The sequence below is a fragment of the Larkinella humicola genome (genome assembly GCF_008727875.1).
In the GTDB taxonomy this organism is placed as follows: Bacteria; Bacteroidota; Bacteroidia; order Cytophagales; family Spirosomataceae; genus Larkinella; species Larkinella humicola.
In genome coordinates this window covers 167,105-188,099 of sequence record NZ_VTWS01000005.1, presented here as the reverse complement: position 1 = coordinate 188,099, position 20,995 = coordinate 167,105, and the positions used below count along the sequence as shown (strand labels likewise).

Here is a 20,995-nt window from a genome sequence, read left to right as displayed (position 1 = left end):
GAAACCACTTTTACATTTGGCATTCATCATTCTACATTGATTATTTTTTTGACAAAATCATCGATCAACCGGCAAGGTGATGATAAATTCCGATCCGATTCCTGGCTGGCTTTCGACGGTTAGCGTTCCGCCGTGGCCTTTGGTAATGATGTCGTAACTCAGTGAAAGCCCCAAACCGGTGCCTTCGCCGGTGGGTTTGGTGGTAAAGAAGGGTTGAAAGAGTTTTTCTTTGACGGAATCGTCCATCCCCAGCCCATTGTCGATGATTCGGATTTCAATTTGCTTCAAACCGGCTTTTGTCGACACTGTAACCGTTGGCTTATACGGTGACAGCGTTGTTTTCTGCTTTTTCTGGACGACGTAAAATGCATTGTTGAACAGATTCAGCAATACCCGCCCGATTTCCTGCGGGACGAGGTTGACCGAACCGGCCGTCGGGTCCAAATCGGTTACCAGTTCACAATTGAACGTGTTGTCTTTGGCCCGGAGGCCGTGGTAGGCCAGCCGCAGGTATTCGTCACAGAGCGCGTTGAGGTTGGTGGCCTGGCGGTCGCCGGTCGTGGTGCGCGAATGGGCCAGCATATTTTTGACGATCTGACTGGCCCGGCTGCCGTGGTGATTGATTTTCTGGAGGTTCTGCTTCAAATCGCCCAACAATTCTTTTTCCAGTTCGGCGTCGCGATCCGTTTTTTGCTGTTCCTCTTCGAGTTCAGTCACCAGTTCGGTGCTTACTTCCGAGAAGTTATTGACGAAGTTGAGCGGGTTCTGAATTTCATGGGCGATACCAGCCGTTAGCTCACCCAGCGAGGCTAGTTTTTCTTTCTGAATGAGTTGATTCTGCGTGGCTTTCAGTTCCTCAAGTGAGGTCTGTAGCTGGGCGGTACGCTCTTTTACCTGTTGTTCCAGCAACTCGTTCTGGCTGGCGATGATGCGGTTTCGTTCGATTTCGCGTTCTTTCTCAAGTTGTTCCTTTTCAATCGCCTGCTGCGCCACCCGTTTGCGCGCCAGGTTGTAGCGGTTGAGCAAGGCTCCCGAAAAGAAGATAATGAGCCAGGCAAAGCAGAAACTTTCGCTGTACTCAAGCATACCCCGAAACCCTTTTGGGAGCTTCAAATTCAGAAACCGTCCTACAATTTGTGTGCTAAGGGTAAAGAGCCAATACGTAAACAAAGGCAGCGTTGCCAACAGGGCAAACCGGGCGTCGAGCGACCCGCGCCGGACCATTTTCACCATTCCGATACCCAGCAAAACATACACGACCCGGATCAGGATTTCGATGAGAAGCATGATTTCGGAGGTCGGCATCCCCGAAAACCGGTACATGAAGAACTGAAGTATATTGACGGCGGCCGTCAAAGCCAATGAATAAGAGATGGCGCGGTTCAACCGGTTTAACGCTGGAACCGGTTGAATAAATTTTCGGATTGATTGAATGAAAAAGCTGAAGAAGATAATGAAAAAGAAATTGGCCAGCAGTTTGAACAGATGGGGCTGGTTTTCAAAAAAAGCAAGCTGAATGTGGTAGGCGTTGCGGTCTAAGGTGAAGAAAAAGAGACAAATAGCGAAATAGAGATAGACGACATCTTTGATCGAAATGAAGATGAACAGGTTGTAGGCAATGGCCAGAAAAAGAACCCCGATCATGATCCCGTCAAAAAAGTAATTTTCCCACAAGTTATCAACCCGGATCGACTTGTAAACCGATTGAATGCGGTTCTCTTCGGTCTCGAACTGAGGCTCCAGGTAGGTCAGGGGAGGGTGCCAGTAGGCGCTTTCCGCGCGTTGGTAAAGCGTTGTTTGCTCGCCGGGGCGCAGATGAATGAACAACCGGCTTCGTTCTTTATTGCCGTTTCGATCCGGAATCTGGTTTTCCGGAACCAGATCACCGGTTCGCTGGTGCTGCCAACGCTGACCGGCATCCAGTCGGTACAGATCCAGGTAGCTGGCGTAGAAATCGCCGTAATAGAGATTCAGATCGTGGGGCAACGTGTTTTTGACCCGCATGCGAATCCAGTAAACATGCGAACTTCGGTTGGGATTGTAGTAAGAATCGTACCGGAACGAACGGCTGCGTCGGACCTGTTCAAAGGTGTAATTTCCCGCCGGGTCTGCCAGCACCTGGAAATGGGCCGTATCGACTTCCACCCGACCGGAATCCGTTTTGATCTCAAAAACCGGTGGCCAGGGCTGCTGCGCAAACCCAAAAAATCGAAATCCGAGCCAGAAAAGCAGCAATAAGGCCCCATTCACCGCAGAGGATGACCTTCGCGTCGGTCCGCCATTCCTGGTTAACGGTGCATCATTCATTGCTGTCATGCCTTGGTATCCCGTAAGAGTTTATTGGCGTAGATAAACTCATTCAGTTCAGCCACATTCGATTGCGTGATGGTCGAACTGGTGCCTTCCCACATTTTTTTGCCCTGGTAGAGAAACATGATTTTCTCGCCGATTTCCATCATCGAGTTCATGTCGTGGGTAATCACAACGGTGGTGATTTTAAATTCGTCGGTAATTTCCCGGATCAGCTCGTCAATTTTGATGGACGTCAGCGGGTCAAGGCCGGAGTTGGGTTCGTCGCAAAAGAGGTATTTGGGGTTCATCACAATGGCGCGGGCAATGCCGACGCGCTTTTTCATCCCACCGCTGATTTCGGACGGCATCCGATCGGCCGCATTTTCGAGCCCGACCCGCTGCAGACAGAACTGCGCCCGTTCCATTTTTTCCGACGTGGGCATATTGGTCAGCATGTCGAGCGGAAACCGGACGTTTTCCAGGACGGTTTTTGAATCGAACAACGCGCCACCCTGAAACAAAACGCCCATTTCGCGCCGGATGGCTTTCTGGGTATCTTCGTCGCCGGTCAGGAAATCGCGGCCGTCGTACAGCACCTGGCCTTCTTCGGGTTTGATGAGGCCAATCATGCACTTCAGCAAAACGCTTTTGCCGGTGCCACTGCCGCCAATGATCAAACTCGTGTCGCCGGGCAAAAACTTCCCCGAAATACCAGACAGAATCGTCCGCTCCCCGAAAGTTTTCTGAATGTTTTTTATTTCAATCATGATTTCGAGTTGTTTCGCGGAGTTGAGCGGAGGAAAGGCGAGTTAAGCGGAGTTGTTTATTAATTCTCTGCTTAACTCCTTTTCCTCCGCTCAACTCCGCGAAACAGTTTTACAACAACAACTGCGCTAACAGAAAGTCGGCGGCTAAGACCGCAATACAGCTATTCGTGACGGCAGCCGTCGAGGCCTGTCCTACTTCCAGCGCTCCCCCTGCCGTATAATATCCTTTGAACGACGAAATGGTCGAAATCAGAAAGGCAAAGACCACCGATTTGATCAGGGCAAAGGTGATGCTGAACGGTTTGAAGTCGGAACGGAGTCCACTGATGTAGTCTTCGGGCGTAATGATATCGGCTGCTGTTCCGGCAATGTAACCGCCGTAGATCGACAGAAAACCCGCCAGGATGACCAGCATCGGAAACGTAATCATGGAGGCCAGCACTTTGGGCAACACGAGATACGAACTCGAATTGATCCCCATCACTTCCAGCGCGTCGATTTGTTCGGTGATTCGCATGGTTCCCAAACCACCGGCAATGTTGGAGCCGACTTTGCCCGACAAAACGACGCAGGTGATGGTGGGAGCCAGTTCCAGAATGGTGCTGTCGCGTACAATTACCGCGATAATCGTTAACGGAACCAGCGGGCTAACCAGGTTATAAGCTGTCTGGACGCAGGTTACGGCCCCAATGAACGTCGAGACGATGGAAACGATGAAGACGGAGTTGATGCCGATTTGGATGCATTCGTCCAGAACCAGTTTGGAATAAACCCCCATTTTTTCCCGGTTCCGAAACAAGGAACCTAAGAAGATAAAATAACGTCCAAGGTGATGCATGAGCACAAATAACAACAAAACTACGGTAAAGATAGAACGCTTTTGTGCGTATCTTGCCAAAAAACATGAAAGAGTCGATAGTCATTAACAAACAATCTTTCGTATTTAGGTAGATTGGATGGTGGCTAATGACCATTGGCTGATTCTATGAATCCACTATTGGTAGTTACAGGCGGCACGAAAGGCATTGGCCGGGCCGTGGTTGAACGTTTTGCAGAAGGCGGTTTTGACGTGGCGGTTTGTGCCCGCAATGAGGACGATTTAAGGCAATTGAAGCACGAAATCGAGGAATCGGTGGCGGAGGTTCTGGAAGGATTCGATGATGCGGTGCTGCCAACCATCTTTCCGTTTGCGGCTGATCTGGCTCAACGTGAAGAGGTTAGCCAATTCGTTGACTTCATTCGTTCGCTGGCCCGTCCGGTTAGTGCGCTGGTCAACAACGCCGGTGTTTTTCTGCCGGGGCAAATCCACAACGAACCGGAAGGAACGTTTGAACGGACGATGGATCTCAACGTGGCCAGCATTTATCACCTGACCCGGGGGCTGATTGGCGATATGATGAAGCAGCGGAACGGCCACATCTTTATGATGGGGTCAACAGCCAGTACAACGGCCTATCCGAACGGCGGTTCGTATTGCATTTCCAAGTTTGCCTTGCTGGGAATGGCCAAAGAATTGCGGGAAGAGATGAAACCGTATGGCGTTAAAGTGACAACCTTGCTGCCGGGGGCCACCTATACCGACAGTTGGGCGGCTTCCGGTCTGCCCCAAGCCCGGTTTATGCAGGCCTCCGATGTCGCCGAAGTTATCTGGTCGGCGTATAATTTATCGGCGGGAGCCGTGGTTGAAGAGATTTTGCTCAGGCCGCAATTGGGAGATATTAAATAAAGTAGGTTGGTAAATATCGAATAATGAATATTGAATAGCGAATGTTGAAGTAGGGTCGCGGGAGGTTCCGCATTCAACATTCAGCGTTCAATATTCATTATTCGATATTCATTAAAATCTTCCTTCGTATCTTGCGCCCTCATTGAAAAAACTGAGATAGAAAAGTACGTTTCAAACATAAAACTCCAGTAATGGAATCTGTTCAATATTTGGGTATTGACGTCGGCGGTACGAATGTCAAAATGGGTATTGTCGACGCGCAAAGTGGCAATATTTCCAACTTTTACAGTCATGATACGGCCAGTTGGCGCGAATCAGGGCATTTTGTCGAACAATTTGCTGACGCCATTGCGCTTCAACTGTATGAACACAAGGAAATTAAGAAAGTAGGCATTGGCTTGCCCGGTATGATCAACCGGGAGCGAACCGTCCCGCTCGAAATTACGGCCATTCCTGAATTGAACGGCGTTCCCCTCGTCGAATCCCTGAACAAACGGTTTCCGGACGTCCAGTTTTTTCTGGAAAATGACGCCAACGCGGCTGCGCTGGGCGAATTTTATTTTGCTGACGATAACATTGACGAAAATTATATTTTCATAACCCTGGGAACGGGTGTTGGCGGAGCGGCTATTATCAACAAAAAGGTATTTGTCGGTGGCGACGGTAACGCGATGGAACCCGGTCATCTGCCTTCGCGCAACAACCGCGTTCTCGAACGGAACATCGGTAAAAAAGAACTGCTGGATCTAGCCAACGAACGGCGTCAGGAGTTTGAAGGAACCACCCAACTGGCGGCAGACGGAAGCATTTCGACGACCAGTCTGGTGGCTGCGGCCGCCATTGGCGACGAACTGGCCCTGCAAATCTGGACGGAAGTGGGCGAGATGCTCGGCGACGGGCTCGTGGCCTTGATTCGGGTGCTGGACATCAAGCAAATCCTCATTGGTGGCGGTCTGTCGGCTTCCTACGACTACATTCTGCCTGCCGTTCAGAAGCAACTGGACTTCTGGCTCACGCCCTATTATCAGAACGGTTTGTCGCTCAAACGCGCTACCCTCGGCAATGACGCGGGCCTGCTGGGCGCGGCATCACTTTGTTTTGAATAGATGGTTTTTGATGGTTAAAAATGGTTGGATGGTTTGAATGGCTGATTCATGCAACTTTCCAACCATTTTTAACCATTCAATTCAAACCATTTAACCATCCAGCCATTTCAATCCATTCAAACAATATTCACTTCCGGATTCAGCCGAATCCCGAACTGGTCTTCCACCGACTGCTGGACCTGGTGGGCTACGTTCAGAATTTCGGCACCCGTGGCCCCGCCGTGGTTGACCAGCACGAGGGCCTGCTTGGAATGCACCCCCGCAGCACCGATGTGTTTGCCTTTCCAGCCGCATTGTTCGATGAGCCAGCCGGCCGGAACTTTCATCGTCAGATCACCGGTCGGGTAGCCGGGCAGGGTAGGATACTCGGCTTTCAGCCGGGCAAAGTCGTCTTTTGAGATTTCCGGATTTTTAAAGAAGCTCCCGGCATTGCCAATTTCGGCGGGATTGGGGAGTTTGCTGCGCCGGATTCGGATGACCGCTTCACTGATTGCCTTGATGCTGAGATTGTCCTCCGACACGCCCATGGTCGCCAGCGTTTCCCGAATCGCACCGTACTCGATGTGAAAAACGGGCTGTTTGTTCAGGCGAAACGTGACGCTGCTGATGATGTATTTACCTTTGGCTTCGTGTTTAAAAATGCTTTCCCGATACCCAAACCGGCATTCGGCATGATTGAAAATCCGGGTTTCGCCCGTCTGGATGTCCACTGCTTCCAGATGATCGAACACCTGCTCGATTTCAACGCCGTAGGCTCCGATGTTTTGCATGGGGGCCGCACCCGTGGTGCCGGGAATCAGGGACAGGTTTTCGATGCCGGCATACCCATTTTGTACACAAAACAGAACCAGCTGGTGCCAGTTGACACCCGCTCCGGCTTTCACAAAAACGTGTGACTCGTCTTCCCGCACCACTTTGATCCCCTGTATGGACATTTTAACAACCAGACCCTCAAAATCACGCGTGAAAAGCAGGTTGCTGCCTCCGCCCAGAATCAGTTTGGGAGCTGCTAAAAACTCGGATACCTGGAAAAGCGTCCTCAGTTGTTCTTCGGTATCGATTTCAACCCAATAGCGGGCTTTCGCGTCGATTCCGAAGGTATTATAGGATTTCAGTGATACGTGGCTTTGAATATCTAGCATGGGTTAGCGTAAGAAGGCTACCTCAAAGTAAATAAAAAGAAGGGAAAACGTTGGTATGTTGGCGGTATTGCTCAACAAGATAGCGTGCGGATTGTTGCATAACCAGATAGTTGCTAAATTTGCAAACAAGGGATGAAAGCACAGATGTATAAAATTCGTTCGGATAGCGCGTTTATCCTGGTAGTTTTGGTCGGACTGTCGGGCTGGATCAGCTCGTGTGCCTCATCGAAGAAGGCGGTATCCCGGTCGTCGTCGTCAGTGCCTTCGACGGATTACAATACGTATAATTACGATTTATCGGCTACCCGCCCCAAATACAGCACGGCCGCGCCAGCAACGGCAAAACCGTCACCCTCTACACCGCCCGCCCGCCCGGCTCCCGAAACCCGCCGGACGCTGCCGATGGCTGAGCCTTTGCACATCAACAAAAAACTGGATGCCATCCTGGACACCATTTCGGTTAAAAACCGCTCCATCCGGTACGCACAAGGGTATCGAATCCAGGTGTACGTCGGTGACCAGCGGGCCGAAGTGGACCGCGTCAAGCGGTTTACCTACCAGAATTTTCCGGAATTGAACCCCTATACGACGTATCGCCAACCAACGTACCGGTTGAAAGTGGGCGATTTTATGCGTCGGCTCGATGCCGAGCGGTATTTGGCCCAATTGCGTCAGCAGTTTTCGTCGGCTACACTTTTACCCGATCGGATCGAGATCAGAAGGAGTTTGTCCATTAAATAGCGATACCCTATATTTTTTGTAGCCAGTCTTTATTACTATTCTATGAAAAAAGCACTTATTACCGGAATTACCGGCCAGGACGGCGCCTACTTAGCAGAACTGCTCCTGTCGAAGGGATACGAAGTTCATGGCATCAAACGCCGGAGTTCGCTGTTCAACACCCAGCGGATCGATCATATTTACGAAGATCCGCACGAGAAACACGTGCGGTTTGTATTGCACTACGGTGATTTGTCCGATTCGACTAACATCATCCGAATCATTCAGGAAGTTCAGCCGGATGAAATCTATAACCTGGGGGCTATGTCGCACGTCCGGGTGAGTTTTGAAGAACCCGAATACACGGCGCACGTCGACGGGATCGGTACCCTGCGGATTCTGGAAGCCGTTCGGTTGCTGGGATTGAGCGAAAAAACCCGTATTTATCAGGCTTCGACTTCAGAGTTGTATGGTGGAGTACAGGGCCATGCCCAATCCGAAACGACCCCTTTCTATCCCCGTTCTCCCTACGCCGTCGCCAAACTGTACGGCTACTGGATTACGGTCAACTACCGGGAAGCCTACGGCATGTATGCCTGTAACGGGATTCTGTTCAACCACGAATCACCCCTGCGCGGGGAGACGTTTGTAACCCGGAAAATCACGCGGGCGGTGGCCCGGATTGCGCTGGGTTTGCAAGACAAGGTATTCATGGGCAACCTGGACGCACAACGCGACTGGGGCCACGCCAAAGATTACGTCGAAGCGATGTGGCTCATGTTGCAGCAGGAAACTCCGGAAGACTTCGTGATTGCCACCGGGAAAACCACCCACATCCGCGATTTTATCCGGATGGCTTTTGCCGAAATTGGCGTTGAACTGGAGTTCAAAGGCGAAGGCGTCAACGAAACCGGTGTGGTGGTCAAGTCGACCAATCCCGATTATCCCATTGAAGTGGGACGCGAACTGGTCTGCATCGACGAGCGCTATTTCCGCCCGACGGAAGTGGATCTGCTCCTCGGTGATCCGACCAAAGCCATGACCAAACTGGGCTGGAAACCGAAATACGACCTGGCCGCTTTGGTGAAAGAAATGGTTGCCGCCGACATCGAACTGTTCCAACGTGACCAGTTGCTGGAGAAAAGCGGTCACCGGGTGATGAATTATTTCGAGTAAGTTTTACCCCTGAATACCCTAAAGGGGACTTGGACACAGTTTATTCGGATTTAACGGTCCCCTTCAGGGTATTTAGGAGCAAAAACCAGTTCATAAAACAGCCGCCGGTTCCGAGAACCGGCGGCTGTTTTATGAACCCGAAAACACTCTTGATACTTTATACCGGCACAGCGTAGTAATACATCCGGGAACTGTTCGGATACATTCCGATCAACATCAGGCCTTCACCTTCTTTGGTAGTGTTCAGCGCCGTTTGCAGATCTTTCACCGTGCGGACAACTTTTCCGTTGGCTTTCACAATGATGAAACCTTCTTCGATGTCGGTTTCGGACATTTTGCCTTCCCGAATCCGTTTCACCCGAACACCGCCATCAACACCCAGCCGTTTGGCATCGGTTGCGGCCAGTTCTTCGAAGTCGGCTCCCAGTGAACCCAGGGTGGCGGCTGAATTAGAAGCAGAAATGTTGTCGCTTTTCTTGATGATGTCACGACCTCCGTTGCGGTTACGCAGTTCGACGCGGAAATCCCGCAGATCACCATTCCGGTTAACCGTCATGGCAATGACGTCACCCGGGCGACGACGGCCGATGATCTCCCGCATCTGAGCGTCGGAATCCACATTCTGGCCTTCCATTTTCACGATCACGTCCCCTTTTTTCAAACCAGCCGACGCTGAGGCACCACCTTCCACGACTTCGTTGATGTAGATACCACGTCCAATTTTAGAACCCAGTTCCTGTGCTCGCAGGCTGTTCAGTTCAACCGGAATGATGCCCAGATAACCCCGTTGCACGTTGCCGTATTTAACCAGGTCAGCCGAAACTTTCTTCACCAGAGAAACCGGGACAGCAAAACCGTATCCGCTGTAGTAGCCCGTAGCTGAAGCGATGGCCGAGTTGATACCGACCAGTTCACCGCGCAGGTTGACCAGTGCACCACCGGAATTACCGGGGTTGATGGCGGCATCCGTTTGGATGAAGGCTTCAACCGGCGAATCCGGTTTGGCGTCGTTGCGATCAACATTCTGATCCAGGATACCAATCCGGCGTCCTTTCGCACTCACAATTCCGGCGGTTACCGTCGATTCCAGATCCAAGGGATACCCCACCGCCAACACCCACTCACCGAGCTTCAGCGCATCCGAATCACCCAGGGTAATGGAAGGCAGATTTTTGGCGTTGACCTGAATCACGGCCAGATCGGTCAGCGGGTCGGTGCCAATCACTTTCGCTTTGAAACTGCGTTTGTCGGTCAGAATCACCTCCACCTCGTCGGCACCCTGTACCACGTGATTGTTGGTGACAATAAAACCGTCCTGACTGATGATGACGCCAGAGCCGGAAGCCTGCCCGCGTTGACGTTGCGGGGCTCCTCCTCCGCCGTTGCCACCCCGGCCAAATTCATCCCCAAAGAAGTCACGGAAAATATCCGGAATCTGCTGTTGGCGAACCGTACGGGTCATAGTCGTTTTGATGTGTACCACCGCCGGTGTAGTGGCTTCGGCAGCGTAGGTAAAATCACCCGGAGCGCCCTGAGGCCCGGTCAGTGCCGCCAACCGGCCCGTTGGGGTGGGAGTTGGTGACGATTCGTTAAAAATTACATCCTGCTTATTAAATCCTAAGAAGTTATAAGCGGCCAGGGTAACAAAGCTTGACAGCAGAGCGATGATCGCTAACGTTTTCCAGTTGTTTTTCATGACTTGATTCTAAAAATGGGTCGTTTACTGTTTTCGTACCAGTTCCCCATGATAACGAAATCTGCTTTTCCAAAAATTCGCTTTTTTAACGCAATTAACAAATTTTAACAGGCGAATGTTGGCTGGCTCGGTCGTCACAAACCTAAGATGGTGAGCCAGTGAAAATTACAAATTTCCCTTATCAGGTTCTTGTTCAAAAATCAGGGATGTGATCACCCTAGTTACAACATCTATACCAGTCCAATGTTTAGATAAATTTATGTCATTATGGCGGGAATATTTGTTTATTTTAGCATACTGCCCAGTCAGTTTGACAGACGGTTTTTGACTGCAAGGGGTGACATTCGATAAAATGACACCAAATACCGAAGGCTGGTGCAGAAAGGAGTAATCTGGAGTCTTGATCGAGAAATGGGAAGAAGTCGGTTCTTAATTAGAAACCGGTTTCATTTGCAGTTGCTCACAGGCTTTTTCGGCGGCCGACTGTTCGGCTTTTTTCTTGCTGTAGCCACTGCCCTGGGCAAACGGTTCGTCGTTGACCGTTACCTGCGAGATGAATTCGCGGAAGTGGTTGTTTCCGCGTTCAGAAATAATGATAAATTCGACTTTTTTGCCTTCCCGCTGCGCCCACTCGATCAGGCGACTCTTGTAGTTGGCGTTGTTGCTGATCAGGGCTTCGAGGTCGTAATGGCCCAGTAACTCCTTGAGAATGAACCCGCGCGTAAATCGGAAGCCTTTGTCGAGGTAAATCGCGCCGACCAGGGCTTCGAGCGCATCGCCGTACATGGAGGTGCGGGAGGGCACAATACCGCGGTTGCGGCTGCCGTCGTATTCGATCAGATTTTCCAGACCAATTTTGCGAGCGATGCCGTTGAGGGTTTCCCGGTTGACGATCCGGGAGCGGATTTCGGTCAGGAAGCCTTCGTCTTTGTACGGAAATTTTTTGAAGAGAAACTCGGCAATCACCATGCCTAAAACCGCATCACCAAGGTATTCCAGCCGTTCGTTGGATTCTTTGAAACCCTTGATCGCCGTTTCTTTCGAAGCCGAAGTGTGCCGGAAGGCGAGTTGATACAGGCCGACGTTGGAAGGCGCTTCGCCAATGATGTGTTCAACGGAGCGCTTAAATTTTTTGCGTTCGCTGTTGCCCAGCCGAAACCGGAAAAAACTGCGAATTGGCTCGAAGAAGGTGTTGGCTGAAGCGGCTGGCACGCGGCTGGTTATGACTCAAGTTTGCGAAATATCACGGAAAAATTATGACCCCCGAATCCGAACGTATTACTCAAAGCAACGTCGATGGTCCGTTTCTGGGCTTCGTTGAACGTAAAGTTCAGCTTCGGGTTAAATTGTTCGTCGTCGGTAAAATGATTGATCGTCGGTGGAACAATACCGTATTTCATCGCCATCAGGCAGGCAATGGCTTCGATGGCCCCGGCCGCCCCCAGCAGGTGGCCTGTCATCGATTTGGTGCTGCTGATGTTGACCTTATAGGCATGATCGCCAAACACTTTTTCAATCGCCGTCGCTTCACTGAGGTCGCCCAGGGGCGTCGAAGTTCCGTGTACGTTGATGTAGTCAATGTCTTCCGGAGCAATCTGGGCGTCGTCGAGGGCATCTTTCATCACGTTGAGCGCACCTAGACCTTCGGGGTGCGGTGCCGTGATGTGATAAGCATCGGACGACATGCCTCCGCCGATCAGTTCGGCGTAAATCTTGGCACCCCGCGCTTTCGCGTGTTCATACTCTTCCAAAATCAGTGCCCCGGCACCTTCGCCCAGCACAAAACCGTCGCGGTCTTTGTCAAACGGCCGGGATGCCGTTTCCGGCGACTCGTTTCGTTCCGACAACGCCCGGAGTGCATTAAACCCGCCGACACCCGCTTCGGTTACGGCGGCTTCTGAACCGCCGGAAATGGCGATGTTCAGTCGTCCCAGCCGAATGAAGTTGAAGGCGTCGATCATGGCGTTGGTCGCCGAAGCGCAGGCCGAAACCGTCACGTAATTGACACCGTGAAAACCGTAGCGGATCGAGAGCATGCCCGATGCACTGTCGGCAATCATTTTCGGAATGAAGAATGGATTGTAACGGGGAGTGCCATCGCCGGTGGCGTAATTCTTTACTTCGTCTTCGAAGGTTTTTAGCCCTCCGATTCCTGAACCCCAGATGACACCGGCTTTGTTCAGATCGAGCTTGGAGAGATCCAGCCCGGCGTCTTTCACCGCTTCGTCGCCCACAATGAGGGCATACTGGGCGAAAGGGTCCATCTTACGAGCGTCCTGACGAGGAATAAACTGGTTGATGTCCAGATTCTTAACTTCGCAGGCGAATTTTGTCCGAAATTTTTCGGCATTGAATTTAGTAATCGGACCGGCGCCACTTACACCGGCAGATAAGCCGTTCCAGAACTCTTGTACTGTGTTACCAATCGGCGTAAGAGCGCCCAGGCCGGTGATTACTACTCGTTTAAAAGGCATAGAATGAACTACAAAAAGAAAAGCTTATTTCACATTCTCTTCCAGGTACGTAATGGCCTGGCCTACCGTACCAATGTTTTCCGCCTGATCGTCCGGAATAGAGATGTTAAACTCTTTTTCAAATTCCATAATCAGTTCAACGGTGTCGAGCGAATCAGCGCCCAGATCATTAGTGAAGCTGGCTTCCGGCGTTACCTCCGATTCTTCAACACCCAGTTTTTCAACAATGATTGCTTTTACTTTGTCTGCAATTTCTGACATTTCTGTATGCGTTTGGGGTTCTAAAAACTGTGCAAAGAAAGAGATTAAAAACAGTATTGTCAAATAATTTTTTCTATCGAAAATCGTTTAAAAGAGCTTGGTTTTTTTCGTAAAAAGACAGATTAACAGCTTATTACAAAATAAAATTGTATTTACCAACCGAACTACCGTCCCGGTAGCAACTCATTCACCGGACGGCCAAATGAAGTATCTCCGGTTTCGTCGAATGGCCCAACAATCCATCAAAATGGCAATAAACGACTTAAATTTCAGATTAGTCGCTTCTGAAGCGGCCAGAACCGGCAAAACTTAGCGAAAGTGCGATTTTGGCAGGGCTCAACCAGTCAAAGTGGGCTAATTGTGTAGTTTTGTACGAAAACGTCAAAACCACCTGTGAAGATTACCAAACTAAAACACACCGATTCGGGCAATTTTTTCCTGATTGCGGGGCCCTGCGCCATCGAAAGCCGCGAAATGGCCCTGGAAATTGCCGAAAAACTGGTCGCCATAACGGACCGACTCCGGATCCCGTTTCTGTTCAAAGGGTCCTACCGCAAAGCAAACCGGACGAAACTGGATTCTTTTACCGGTATCGGCGATCGTTTGGCTCTTGAAATTCTCAGAGAAGTGGGCGAGCGGTTCCAGGTTCCGACCGTCACGGATTTCCATGAATCGCACGAGGCCGCGATGGCGGCAGAGTACGTGGATGTGCTGCAAATTCCGGCCTTTCTGTGTCGGCAAACCGATATGCTCACCGCGGCCGCTCAGACCGGAAAGGTGGTCAACATCAAAAAAGGACAATTTATGTCGGGCGATTCGATGGCTTTTGCCGTTGAAAAAGTGAAGTCGGTTCAGCCGGATGCGGAGGTGTTTCTGACCGACCGGGGCAACTCATTCGGGTACGGCGATCTGGTGGTCGATTACCGCAACCTGCCGATGATGCAGGCCCATGGCGTTCCGGTGGTAATGGACTGTACGCACTCGCTGCAACAGCCCAACCAGTCGTCGGGCGTCACCGGCGGAAAACCGGCCCTGATTGCCACCATCGCCAAAGCCGCCATTGCCGTAGGGGCCGACGGTCTGTTTATCGAAACCCACCCCAACCCGTCGGAAGCTAAATCGGATGGGGCCAATATGTTGCCGCTGAGTCAGTTGGAAGGTTTGCTGGAGAAACTGGTCCGGATTCGGCAAGCCCTATCCTGACTGATAACAGTAGAAAAAACCGCTCCAGCCCTCTCTTCATAAACTGATCTTATTTATCCATGCAGACCCGTTATACGACCAATCCCAGCGATTTCAAGCAGTATGATACCGACCGGATTCGCCGGGAATTTCTCATCGAAAGCCTGTTTACACCCAATACTTTCGAGTTCGTTTATTCGCATTACGACCGGATGATCGTGGGGGGCGTCATGCCCGTTGATGGGCCGCAGACGTTACCGGCGTATGACGAGCTGAAAGCGGATTTCTTTCTGCAACGGCGTGAGTTGGGGATTATCAATCTGGCCGGAGACGGAACCGTAACGGTTGACGGACAGGTGATTGACTTGTCAAAAAAAGAGTGTTTATACGTGGGGATGGGAAGCCGGGAAGTGACCTTCAGGAGCAATCAGGCTGACAAACCGGCCAAATTTGCGCTGATTTCGACCCCCGCCCACCGAACCTGTCCGACGGCAAAACTGACATCGGCAGAAGCTTCGCCGGTGGATCTGGGTGCCCAGGAAACAGCCAATCAGCGAACCATCTACAAATACATTCATGCCGACGGTTTGCAAAGCTGTCAGTTGGTGATGGGCCTGACAACCCTGAAATCCGGCAACATCTGGAATACCATGCCGCCCCACGTTCACGACCGCCGTATGGAAGCCTATATTTATTTTGATGTTCCTGAAAACCAGCGGGTTTTTCATTTTATGGGCCATCCCCAGGAAACGCGTCACCTGCTGGTGGCCACCGATCAGGCCATTCTGTCTCCGCCCTGGTCCATTCATGCCGGCGCCGGAACCGCCAGTTACTCCTTCATCTGGGCCATGGCGGGCGAAAATTATTCGTTTACCGACATGGATTTTGTTCAATTGAGCGACATCCGGTAGTGAAAATCCGCCGTTTCCGACTGGAAATCGCGCGCCTTCCTTACACTTATTTTTGGATAAATTTTAAAACCTGATTGAACGGGACTGTCTGATTATCAGATGGATAGATTTTTGATAAAATCTATCCATCTGATTTTTAGCTGGTTATGTTAAAAATTTAAAAAGAATAACACTAGATTTAGGAGCAACATTGCTACCTGAAACTATGTCCATCGTAAACAAAGCGCGGCAGGCTTACAAGAGGCTCTTTCCTGCCCCGGTTCTCAATGATTTTCCGGCTGAGAACCTGCCCTGGATTGACAGGCAGAATCCGGACATCGAGGGGTTCGTCAGACAGTTCCCCAAAGCCCGCCAGTTACCCTATGATTTGACCGAAAAGCTTCATTTTTGGTGCAAGAACGGGTATGTCATTCTTGAACAGGTCATTTCGGACGAACTAATCGATGCCTATCTGGCCGATGTGCAGGAATTGATCGAGAAGCACAAGCAGTATGACATCAACATTCGCATCGACCGGCCCGAATACAGCAAACACCCGGTGATGAAAGTCAGGGATGTTCCGCGTGAAATTATTGAAGGCCAGTATATTAAAGTAATGGACTTCCACAATGCCTCGGTGGCCGGTAAGAAACTGATGCTTCATAAAGCCATTGTTTCGTTTCTGGAGGCCATCTTCAACGAAAAGGTGGTGGCCATGCAGAGCCTGACCTTTTTGTACGGTTCACAGCAGGAAACCCACCAGGATTTTCCGTATGTGGTTCCCCAGGTTCCGAGTCATCTGGCCGCAGCCTGGATCGCGCTGGAAGATGTGAAACCCGGATCGGGTGAACTGCATTACTTTGTTGGTTCGCACAAGATTCCGAAATTCAACTGGGGAAACGGTATTTTCTTCACGGGTGAATCGACCAAAAATCCCACGGATTTCGGCCGTTATCTGATCGCCGAGTGTGAGGGGCTGGAGCGGAAGACGCTGTTGCTCAAAAAGGGCGACGTTCTGATCTGGCATGCGGCTCTGGCCCACGGTGGCGAACCGATTCTGGATGAGAACCTGACCCGCAAATCGTACGTCTGTCATTATTCTTCGGCCCTGGGGTATTTCCGGCACCGGCACGACCTCGTAAACGAGCCCGTCCGCTACAACCTGAACGGGGCTGACGTCTTTGCGGACCCCACGCTGAAAGAATACGAAAATACCTTTCAACGCGGTGAGACGATCCAGGGATAGTCAGCCGGTTTTGTTCTATAAAAAATCGCCCTCCGAGTCAGAGGGCGATTTTTGATTCTACCAATCTCTATTAACTATCGGTTAGATGAAAGAAGGTAGACAAGAGACGAAAGAAGGGCCTAATACCGGGTGGTATGATCGTGTTTACCCTCTTTTTTCTCCTGTCTATGCTCTTTCTTCGCATATTAAACGCTTTTACCGGTCTACGCTTTTGATCGAGCTGGCACCGGAGGTATTGGAGCGGATGGAGGCCGAACCCCGGTAGGTCAGGCTGCTGGCTCCGCTGGCGTCGGCATCGAGCCGGTCGCTGACGTTCATCCGGGCGCTGCTGGCCCCCGACAGCTCTACTTTGGCACTCGAAACCTTCAGGTCATAGGCTTTCAACGTCGTGGCCCCCGAAACGTCGCCGTCGAGCCGTTTGGCCTGACCGGTCAAGGTCACATTGGAGGCACCCGACAGATCGATCATCACACGCTCGGCATCCACTTCGATGGTCGACGTCGATGCGCCCGAAATATCGACCCCCAGGTCCTTGAGGTTGCGGAAACCGGTCACATCGGACTTGGAAGCGCCCGAGAAGGAAACACTTTTCAGATCCGGCATCGTAATCGTGACGGTTACCCGCTGCCGGTTGCGGTTCCAGCCAAGTTTATCTTTGTAACGAACCTGGAGCTTATTGCTGATTACTTTCGCTTCCAGATCGTCCAAATCATCGCCCCGTCCCGAAGCCGTCACTTTATAGCCACTGCCGCGCGTCACGTGAATAGTAAAGGCACTGCCAAGGTCGAGTTTGTCGAAGTTGCTGACGTTGAACGTCCGGGTTTCTTCCTGAACGGGCAGGGCACTCATGATTTCGACCAGTTGGCTTCCCGAAGGACTGATGGCGGCTATCGATAAAACCGTTGTCGAGAGCAGGAAGGGTGTGAATAAGGAAAACGCAAGTGACCTTTTCATAGCAGATTTTAGTTGAATAATTCAGGCTAAAGATGCAGAGCTGCACCAAAACGTTGCATCTATTGCGGCTGATTTGTATTTCCGTGTACGCTGCTGGCTCCGCTGGTTTTCGATTTCAGATCGTCTACCGTGCCGAATTCCGCGTTGCTGGCCCCGACGGCTTCGACGTCGGCCCGGCCAACTGTCATTGCCGTCGCATCGAGCTTACAGGCCCCGGACAGGTGCGCGTTCACATTGTTGGAACGTCCCCGCAGGGTCGCCTTCGAAGCGCCGGTCAGATCGATGTCCAGTTTGTTGGTTTTGACGTCAATGAGGGCTTTGCAGGCTCCGGTCAGGTCGATGTCCAGGTTGTCGAGCGAGTCGAAACCGGTAATGATCGACTGCGTGGCTCCCGAATAATGGATGGATTGCACATCCGGCATCGTTACCGTGATGCCGATCCGACGGCGGTTGCGCCATTTGAAAATGCCCTCGTTCCGGAAATCAACGTGGAGTTCGCCGTTTTCAACCCGAACCCGCAGATCGTCGATGTCTTCTTCACGGCCATCGGCTACGACCTTGAAGGTTTCGCCCCGTTTTACCCGGACGGCAAAGGCACCCCCCATGTCGATTTTTGAGAAGTTCGTCGCTTCAAACTGGCGGGTGTATTCACCTTTCTGGTGGAAATCATCCCCCAACTCGTTGCGCAGTGCTTCGTCAATGGCGTCGTTGGTATCGAAGTCTTCCTCGTAGCGGTTGTCGTTCAGTTCACGCGGGTGGGTCAGGGAAACCAGACCATCAGTTTTGCTGAATTTCCAGATACTGGTTTTCATCCGTTCCAGTTCTTCGTTTCCAAACTCATTGCGAATATGCCGGGCAAAGGCTTCGGTCATTCGGAACGGGCGTTCATAGGGAATGTAGATCGTGAGGTCGATATCCTGCCCCCGGAACCGTGATCCCGGTTTGATTTCGTAGCTGTCGTCAAACCGAATCAGCGAGTCTTTTACCGACCAGTTATACAGAATGGTCCGGGCATTTTGCTGCGCTTGCTGGCGGGTAGGTCCCTGGGCTTCCTGACGCTTCAGCAAGCTCCAGGCTGTGCCCTCGACCCCTTCCAGTTCAATGGCTGTATGAAAATCGTTGTCATTGTCGTCCTCGTCATTGATGTCGAGTGTTGGGATGGCTGCCGGAACCGGCAACGTCACCGTCTCCTCGATGTGACCGCTGCGACTGAATTCATTGACCACCTGCGGAACCGTAGCGGCCAGACCAATCAGACCTAAAAACCAGACACTCAACAACGTTAACGAAATAGCGGTAGTCACCAGGGCCCGTTGCGAAATGATCATAATTCCGAGAATCGCAATGGCCAGACCGGGCAGAAAAACCGCAACGAAGGCCGACAGAATCATCGGGGGGGTGATTTCCCGCTGGATCATATAGGGAATGTCGCTATTCCCGAAGTGAATTCCTTTCAGGCCAAAAACCGTACCCAGAACGCCCAGCGCGCCCACCATAATGGCAAACCCGACCACGACCAGAAACACCCCGGCTAAAACCCGAACAATCGATACCGTGCCGCGTGCCAACGGCCCCAGAATGCTGGCCAACCCGTTGAAGATGGTGGCAATCAGCCGAAACGGAAACAGCAGAACTTTGGCCAGCGTACTTTCTTCGGCGGTTTCGTTGATATCAAGGCTGCGCTTGATATTGCTCTCGATGTTCGAGAGCGTAATGGGCTCCCCCTGCATTTCCATCTTTTCGGTTAACGTATTGGCCGTCGGCGAAATGATCCAGAGAACAATGTAGGCCAGAAAACCGGTACCGAACAGGAAGATGGTCAGAACGAACAGCAAACGAACCACCCCGGCATCGATGCCAAAGTAAGCGGCAATCCCCGAAGCCACGCCACCCAGCACTTTATCGTCGGGATTTCGGTAAAACTTCTTGACACTTTTGTCGTCTTCCAGCGTCATGGAACCCGGAAAGGCCACCCACATGGCGATGTACAGAATCACGGTAAACCCGGAAATGCCGCCAAAGAATTCATCACTGCCATGGCCGAAAATCCCGCTGAAAGGCGGCAGGGCCAGAATGAGCGTCACAAAAATCAGCCGTACCCAAACCGGGTCGATGTTGAAGTAATTGGCAATGCCGGAAGCAACGCCACCGGCAATTTTCCGGCGTAGGTCGCGGTACAGTTTGCGCGGGGGCAAACCGCTCGGGCGGGGCGGAGGCACCGAACCCGTTCCGGGGGTTGGGCCGGTTTTGGGTTCCGGATTGGCCCCTGTCGTTGCGGCCGATTCGTAGGCTGCCTGCGAACGGCTGCTGGCAGCAACACTGATGCTGTCTTCTTCTTCGATGGCTTCAAAATCGGCCACCGTTCCCATCGACAGAATCAATTCGTTGACATCCTCCAGCGTGACCACCTGGCGCGGACTGGCCTGCTTTTCTGCCGCCTTGAGTTTGTTGAGCAGTTTTTCGGCAATCCGGTTTTCGATGTCGGTAATGATTTCCTGGCTGTCTTCATACGTCGAAAAGTAGTGTTGAATCGACGTGAGATACCCTTTCAATTTATCGTAGCCATCTTCCTCGATGTGGAAGATCACTCCGCTTATATTAATACTGATGGTCTTTTTCATGGCAACAAAGCGTGTGAAAGAGTCGAGATGTGTTTAGGTCAGTTTTCTGGATTGGGCTTTTCGGGATTGTTATCGACGGACGGAACCGAAGTTTCCACGGCTGTCAATCCATTGATCGCAGCCTTGTGTTTTTCGGTTTTACTGACAATCGAGTTCACCGAATCGGATAATTCCTGCCATGTATCGTTCATTCCTTTCAGAGACGCCTGGCCGGTTTCGGTCAGCAGGTAATATTTCCGCGGGGGGCCGGAGGTCGATTCCACCCATTTATAATCGAGCAACCCGGCATTCTTGAGCCGGGTCAGAAGCGGATAAAGCGTGCCTTCTACGACCATGATGCGGGCGGACGTGAGTTCCTCCAGCATGTCGGAAGCATATACTTCGCCCCGCGAGATGATGTGCAGAATGCAGAATTCCAGAATTCCCTTCCGCATTTGCACTTGAGCATTTTCAATATTCATATCACTGCATGACGTTTAAGGAGTTGACGGGGGTGGGAGCTGATTGGCTTATTCATGGGTGTAATCGGTTGTTCATCAGTTGTTGTTCACGTAGTAATCGGTGTCCAACCAGCTCCTGACCTTTCCAGTTTTGATAGTTCAAAGGTACACAAAGGTACTATGCAATGCAAGGTACTTTATAAAATACTCTTTGCTGAAATGATGAGCGGAAAAAATAAAGAGATGAATGGCGGATTTGGGGTAAACGCCGATTAATTCGTAAGTTTATCTGCCGAATTTTA

At 51.3% G+C, this 20,995-nt stretch carries 18 protein-coding genes; 7 read left to right on the top strand and 11 right to left on the bottom strand.

All coding sequences use genetic code 11. The annotated features are described in order from the left end of the window. Window positions 1–57 precede the first annotated feature (57 nt). From F0P93_RS19680 to F0P93_RS19670, 3 genes are all read right to left on the bottom strand, one after another. On the bottom strand, window positions 58–2,250 hold the full coding sequence (locus F0P93_RS19680) for a sensor histidine kinase (RefSeq protein ID WP_225309565.1): 2,193 nt from the start codon (window positions 2,248–2,250) through the stop codon (window positions 58–60). Window positions 2,251–2,312: 62 nt separating this feature from the next. Beyond that, window positions 2,313–3,059 carry an ABC transporter ATP-binding protein gene (locus tag F0P93_RS19675; RefSeq protein ID WP_150878977.1) on the bottom strand — a complete coding sequence of 249 codons (747 nt, stop codon included), beginning with the start codon at window positions 3,057–3,059 and terminating at the stop codon, window positions 2,313–2,315. Window positions 3,060–3,168: 109 nt separating this feature from the next. Beyond that, a complete protein-coding gene (locus F0P93_RS19670) occupies window positions 3,169–3,897 on the bottom strand; it encodes an MlaE family ABC transporter permease (protein WP_114407268.1) in 729 nt (242 codons plus the stop codon). 147 nt (window positions 3,898–4,044) lie between these two features. Between F0P93_RS19670 and F0P93_RS19665 the strand changes: the two genes are divergently transcribed. Together F0P93_RS19665 and F0P93_RS19660 are read left to right on the top strand one after the other, a co-directional pair. Then, the gene (locus F0P93_RS19665) at window positions 4,045–4,785 is read left to right on the top strand and encodes an SDR family oxidoreductase (RefSeq protein WP_150878976.1); all 741 of its coding nucleotides are present in this window, start codon (window positions 4,045–4,047) and stop codon (window positions 4,783–4,785) included. 191 nt (window positions 4,786–4,976) lie between these two features. Continuing rightward, window positions 4,977–5,891, top strand: a complete 915-nt coding sequence (locus F0P93_RS19660; RefSeq protein WP_150878974.1) for an ROK family protein — start codon at window positions 4,977–4,979, stop codon at window positions 5,889–5,891. A gap of 116 nt (window positions 5,892–6,007) precedes the next feature. Here the strand turns inward: F0P93_RS19660 and murB are convergent, their stop codons facing one another. Continuing rightward, entirely contained in the window at window positions 6,008–7,033 is a 1,026-nt protein-coding gene (murB, locus tag F0P93_RS19655; protein WP_150878972.1) for a UDP-N-acetylmuramate dehydrogenase, read from the bottom strand. Window positions 7,034–7,165: 132 nt separating this feature from the next. On the opposite strand from murB, the gene F0P93_RS19650 reads away from it, so the two are divergent. Together F0P93_RS19650 and gmd are read left to right on the top strand one after the other, a co-directional pair. Then, a complete protein-coding gene (locus F0P93_RS19650; RefSeq protein ID WP_225309564.1) occupies window positions 7,166–7,774 on the top strand; it encodes an SPOR domain-containing protein in 609 nt (202 codons plus the stop codon). A 42-nt stretch (window positions 7,775–7,816) separates the two neighbouring features. Next, complete coding sequence (gene gmd, locus F0P93_RS19645) at window positions 7,817–8,929, top strand: GDP-mannose 4,6-dehydratase (RefSeq protein WP_114407170.1); 1,113 nt, start codon at window positions 7,817–7,819, stop codon at window positions 8,927–8,929. A gap of 157 nt (window positions 8,930–9,086) precedes the next feature. On the opposite strand, the gene F0P93_RS19640 is transcribed toward gmd, so the two are convergent. The 4 genes from F0P93_RS19640 to F0P93_RS19625 all read right to left on the bottom strand — a co-directional run bounded on the left by F0P93_RS19640 (window position 9,087) and on the right by F0P93_RS19625 (window position 13,360). Next, window positions 9,087–10,625 carry a Do family serine endopeptidase gene (locus F0P93_RS19640; protein ID WP_150878970.1) on the bottom strand — a complete coding sequence of 513 codons (1,539 nt, stop codon included), beginning with the start codon at window positions 10,623–10,625 and terminating at the stop codon, window positions 9,087–9,089. 429 nt (window positions 10,626–11,054) lie between these two features. Then, window positions 11,055–11,837, bottom strand: coding sequence for a ribonuclease III (rnc, locus tag F0P93_RS19635; RefSeq protein WP_374756779.1), 783 nt, complete (start codon window positions 11,835–11,837; stop codon window positions 11,055–11,057). Window positions 11,838–11,845: 8 nt separating this feature from the next. Next, a complete protein-coding gene (gene fabF, locus F0P93_RS19630; RefSeq protein WP_150878968.1) occupies window positions 11,846–13,099 on the bottom strand; it encodes a beta-ketoacyl-ACP synthase II in 1,254 nt (417 codons plus the stop codon). 24 nt (window positions 13,100–13,123) lie between these two features. Further along, window positions 13,124–13,360: an acyl carrier protein gene (locus tag F0P93_RS19625; RefSeq protein ID WP_038121612.1), complete on the bottom strand. Its 237-nt coding sequence runs from the start codon at window positions 13,358–13,360 to the stop codon at window positions 13,124–13,126. Window positions 13,361–13,753: 393 nt separating this feature from the next. On the opposite strand from F0P93_RS19625, the gene kdsA reads away from it, so the two are divergent. The 3 genes from kdsA (at window position 13,754) to F0P93_RS19610 (ending at window position 16,678) form a co-directional block, all read left to right on the top strand. Beyond that, the gene (kdsA, locus tag F0P93_RS19620) at window positions 13,754–14,563 is read left to right on the top strand and encodes a 3-deoxy-8-phosphooctulonate synthase (protein ID WP_150878966.1); all 810 of its coding nucleotides are present in this window, start codon (window positions 13,754–13,756) and stop codon (window positions 14,561–14,563) included. Window positions 14,564–14,622: 59 nt separating this feature from the next. After that, window positions 14,623–15,453, top strand: a complete 831-nt coding sequence (gene kduI / locus F0P93_RS19615; protein WP_150878964.1) for a 5-dehydro-4-deoxy-D-glucuronate isomerase — start codon at window positions 14,623–14,625, stop codon at window positions 15,451–15,453. Between the two features lie 205 nt (window positions 15,454–15,658). Next, on the top strand, window positions 15,659–16,678 hold the full coding sequence (locus F0P93_RS19610) for a phytanoyl-CoA dioxygenase family protein (protein ID WP_150878962.1): 1,020 nt from the start codon (window positions 15,659–15,661) through the stop codon (window positions 16,676–16,678). A 195-nt stretch (window positions 16,679–16,873) separates the two neighbouring features. Here F0P93_RS19610 and F0P93_RS19605 read toward each other — a convergent pair whose 3' ends face one another. The 3 genes from F0P93_RS19605 to F0P93_RS19595 are packed head-to-tail and all read right to left on the bottom strand — an operon-like array spanning window position 16,874 to window position 20,714. After that, complete coding sequence (locus F0P93_RS19605; protein WP_150878960.1) at window positions 16,874–17,632, bottom strand: head GIN domain-containing protein; 759 nt, start codon at window positions 17,630–17,632, stop codon at window positions 16,874–16,876. Between the two features lie 59 nt (window positions 17,633–17,691). Next, window positions 17,692–20,253 carry a PspC domain-containing protein gene (locus F0P93_RS19600; RefSeq protein WP_150878958.1) on the bottom strand — a complete coding sequence of 854 codons (2,562 nt, stop codon included), beginning with the start codon at window positions 20,251–20,253 and terminating at the stop codon, window positions 17,692–17,694. A gap of 38 nt (window positions 20,254–20,291) precedes the next feature. Continuing rightward, window positions 20,292–20,714, bottom strand: coding sequence for a PadR family transcriptional regulator (locus F0P93_RS19595; RefSeq protein WP_150878956.1), 423 nt, complete (start codon window positions 20,712–20,714; stop codon window positions 20,292–20,294). Window positions 20,715–20,995 lie beyond the last annotated feature (281 nt).